Genomic DNA, 3,896 nt, shown 5'->3' on the forward strand with positions numbered 1-3,896 from the left:
ATCGCGGCTTACTGGCGGGAAACTCGAGGAGGAACATCTTTACGGGGCGTGAAAAGCAATTTGTCGGAAAATTGCGAAGCAAATAAATGCATTTTAATTTAATATGTTTCCTCCACAATTCTTTTACTGACACATATTATTTTTTGTCTTATATTTTCAAAAATACTATTTTTTATCCTATGCCCGGAAAGGACGAAAAAGTTGCGAAAAAGCGCAAAACCTACCTTATGGACCAATACTACGCTATAAAGGAGCGCTATCCTGACACGCTTCTGCTTTTCAGGATGGGGGATTTCTATGAGCTTTTCGACGAGGATGCGAAGATAGCTTCTAAGGTGCTGGGCATAGCGCTTACATCGCGCAACCATGGGCTTTCCGAGCGAACACCACTTGCCGGTGTACCTCATCACGCGCTTGAGCGTTATCTGGTTAAATTGCTTCAAGCTGGATACAGGGTGGCGATATGCGAGCAGCTTGAGGACCCCAAAAAGGCTAAAGGGCTGGTGAAACGCGATGTTATCGAGGTTATGACGCCCGGAACGATAACCGTTGATGCAGGCGTGGAAAGTGATAGAAATCAGTATTTGGTGGGGGTGCTTCCCAGTGGTGATGTGTTTCACATCTGCGCCGTCGATGTCCTTTCTGGGGAGTTTTTTACTAATACTATTCCGGTGCAAAGATTCCTTGACGAGCTGGCGATACTTGAGCCGAGCGAAATCCTTCTGCCCGACGACATAACAGAACCAATTCTGAGGAGCATAAAGGAGCGGTTTCCCAAGGTTGCGATAACGCTTTTTGAGCCGTGGAATTTTGAGCGACAGTATGCAGAACGCGTTCTTACCGAGCACTTTGGAACGGTGAGTCTCGAGGGCTTCGGGGAGCTTTCGAGTAACGAGATAGCCGTTGCAGGTGCAGTTCTTGCTTATCTTAAATCCTTGAAAAAAGGCAAGTTAAGCCACATAAAGAAGATAGGCCGCGCCCCCACCGGCAATGTAATGCGTCTCGACGGAAACACCATTCGGAACCTTGAACTTGTGCGCTCCATAAGCGATGGAACGAAGTATGGCACCTTGCTCTGGACTCTCGATGAGACGAAAACTCCCATGGGTGCAAGGCTTCTCAGGCGATGGATTCTGTCGCCTCTCACGGATAGGCAAATGATAATAGAGCGCCTTGATGCGGTGGACTCGCTTGTCCAGTCGGGGATGCTACTTGCTAAACTTCGCGAATATCTCGAACAAATGGGTGACCTCGAACGCATTGCGGGGAAACTCGGTAACATGAAGATAAATCCTCGCGACATCGTTGCGCTGGCGAAGTCCCTTGAAGTTGTCGGTAAAATTCGCGAACTAAAGGTATTCAATTCGCCGCTTCTTGCGAAAATACGAGAAAAACTTGACCCTCACGATGATGTGAGAAAGCGCATCGAGGAGACGATAGTAGCTAATCCGCCTGCCGTTATCAATGAGGGAGGTATAATTCGACCTGGTGTCATACCTGAACTCGATGAGCTGCGTTCTCTTAAAGCCGACTCAGATTCAGCAATAAGGAACATGGTTGAAAAGTTGCGCGCGCGAACCGGACTCGACAAGCTGCGTATCGGATACAATAAAGTTTTCGGCTATTATATTGAGATTCCCAAAGCGCAGGCAAGGAAAGCTCCACCCGACTTTATAAGAAAGCAAACGCTTGTTAACGCCGAGCGCTTTATAACGCCTGAGCTTAAGGAGCTTGAAAACAAAATTCTTGCTGCTGACGAGAGGATAAAATACATCGAAAGGGAGTTTTTCCTGAGCCTTGTTGCAGAACTTTCCGCAGTGGCGAGCGAGATTTCCGATGTGGCGCAGGCTGTCGCTATGCTCGATGTTCTGGCTGATTTTGCCCACATCGCCAAGAAAAAGCGCTATACCCGTCCCGTTATTTCCGACGATGGAAAGATAAATATTAAGGACGGTCGGCACCCTGTGCTTGAGGACATCATGGGAAGGAATGCTTATGTGCCTAATGACCTTTCCATAGGCGGCGATACGCAGATAATAATTCTGACTGGTCCCAACATGGCTGGTAAATCCACCTACCTTCGCCAGAATGGGTTAATAGTGCTTATGGCGCAGATAGGTTCGTTTGTTCCTGCTGAGAGTGCGCACATAACGCCAGTGGACAGAATTTTCACCCGTGTTGGCGCTGTGGATTACATAGCTTATGGTCAGTCGACATTTCTGGTTGAGATGCTCGAAACCGCTAATATCCTGAACAACGCCACAGAAAATTCTCTTGTTCTACTTGATGAGATCGGCAGAGGCACGAGCACATTTGACGGGCTTGCTATCGCTTGGGCGGTGGTGGAATACTTGCATAACACTAAAGGACATCGTGCCAAGACGATTTTTGCAACCCATTATCATGAGCTGACCGAAACAGCCAACTACCTTGAGCGGGTGAAAAACTTTCAAGTCGCCGTAAGGGAGCGAGGCGGGAAAGTAGTGTTCCTGCACAAGATAGTCCCCGGTGGCTGCGACGATTCGTATGGGATTCAGGTTGCAAAGCTTGCTGGTGTTCCTGATGATGTCGTGGTTCGCGCAAAAGAAATACTTGAAGTACTTGAGTCCGGTGAAACGCCTAAAAAAGGGGTTATACGCATAGGCGGCAAGAAGCCCAGAACGGAAAAATATGCGGGCTACCAACTCTCCCTTTTTGACCCTGAGCTTCATCCATTAGTGGTTGAGCTTAGGAAACTTGATCTCGATAACATAACTCCGCTTCAGGCTCTACAGATTCTGGCTGAATGGCGGAAGAAATGGGAGTAGGTTGGTTCAGGCAATGCTTTCCTCCACTTCTTGACAAATAAGCGTAAATACTTATTTTCCCTTCTGGAGGTTTTTCTATGAGTGGTTTTGCCAATTTGATATTATGGGTTCCGGGATTGCTTTTGGCGCTTAGTTTTCACGAGTTTTCACACGGTTATGTGGCGTACAGACTTGGTGACCCGACACCGGCTCGTGCGGGACGACTTACGCTCAACCCCCTTGCGCATCTTGACCCGATAGGCACCGTGATGCTTTTTTTGTTTCACTTTGGGTGGGCGAAACCTGTGCCGGTTAATCCGTACTACTTTCGGAATCCAAGGCGAGACATGGTTCTCGTTGCTGCTGCTGGTCCGGTGGCAAACCTGATCTTAGCTGTGTTGGCAGGGCTTCTGGCAAAACTTCTCGTGATATTAGGAACATCATCGAGAGTGCTTTTCTACATGGTCGTTTACACGATGGACATAAATGTTATCCTTATGATGTTTAATCTTATTCCTATTCCGCCGCTTGATGGTTCCAAGGTTCTTTTCGGTCTTGCCAAGGTTGACCCCCAAACCGAAGCATTCCTCGAGCGTAATGGACCGATGATGCTTTTGGTCTTGATACTTCTTGGCGGGTTGACCAACATTAATATTTTTTCTGTTTGGATTATGCCTTTCGTAAGAATTTTCAATGGATTATTTTTATCGTAGAATGGTTCGAATAATAAGGTCACATAAACGAATTTCATTAAGCAGAAAACCCGAAGATAAACCCAAAAAGTATGTCGAGTTTGGCAGGATTGATAGGTCTCGTTATCCGAAGCCGCTTTTCTGGATGATTTTTGCCCTTTGCGGCGCGATACTTCTGTGGATCATAGCGAGGCTTGCGTTAAAGCTTAGCGGGTGATTAAGGGGAAACAGTTTGAACCAAGGGGAGTGCTACCGGTGGCGAGAAATTTATTAATTAATATGTTTAGTTAATGAAATTCGATTTTTAATTGTTTTGACTTTATTTTTTGTTGCTTTTTTACTATAGAATTTATCGTGCAAAATGAAAGGGAGTATCAATGAAGCGACTTTGGGCACCATGGCGTATCGTTTACATTGA

At 46.5% G+C, this 3,896-nt stretch carries 3 protein-coding genes; all 3 read left to right on the top strand.

The features are described from left to right. The first annotated feature begins 179 nt into the window (after positions 1-179). The 3 genes from mutS to J7J62_01280 all read left to right on the top strand — a co-directional run bounded on the left by mutS (position 180) and on the right by J7J62_01280 (position 3,695). Complete coding sequence (gene mutS / locus J7J62_01270) at positions 180-2,807, top strand: DNA mismatch repair protein MutS (protein MCD6123789.1); 2,628 nt, start codon at positions 180-182, stop codon at positions 2,805-2,807. Between the two features lie 77 nt (positions 2,808-2,884). Continuing rightward, positions 2,885-3,499, top strand: coding sequence for a site-2 protease family protein (locus tag J7J62_01275; protein MCD6123790.1), 615 nt, complete (start codon positions 2,885-2,887; stop codon positions 3,497-3,499). 1 nt (position 3,500) lies between these two features. Further along, positions 3,501-3,695 carry a hypothetical protein gene (locus J7J62_01280; protein ID MCD6123791.1) on the top strand — a complete coding sequence of 65 codons (195 nt, stop codon included), beginning with the start codon at positions 3,501-3,503 and terminating at the stop codon, positions 3,693-3,695. Positions 3,696-3,896: the final 201 nt, after the last annotated feature.

The organism is bacterium (assembly GCA_021159335.1).
Lineage (GTDB): Bacteria > UBP14 > UBA6098 > B30-G16 > B30-G16 > JAGGRZ01.

What these genes read in the sequence shown, in the direction of transcription:
- J7J62_01280 (MCD6123791.1), top strand. Translation starts at nt 3,501, where the DNA reads ATGGTTCGAATAATAAGGTCACATAAACGAATTTCATTAAGCAGAAAA.
- mutS (MCD6123789.1), top strand. Translation starts at nt 180, where the DNA reads ATGCCCGGAAAGGACGAAAAAGTTGCGAAAAAGCGCAAAACCTACCTT.
- J7J62_01275 (MCD6123790.1), top strand. Translation starts at nt 2,885, where the DNA reads ATGAGTGGTTTTGCCAATTTGATATTATGGGTTCCGGGATTGCTTTTG.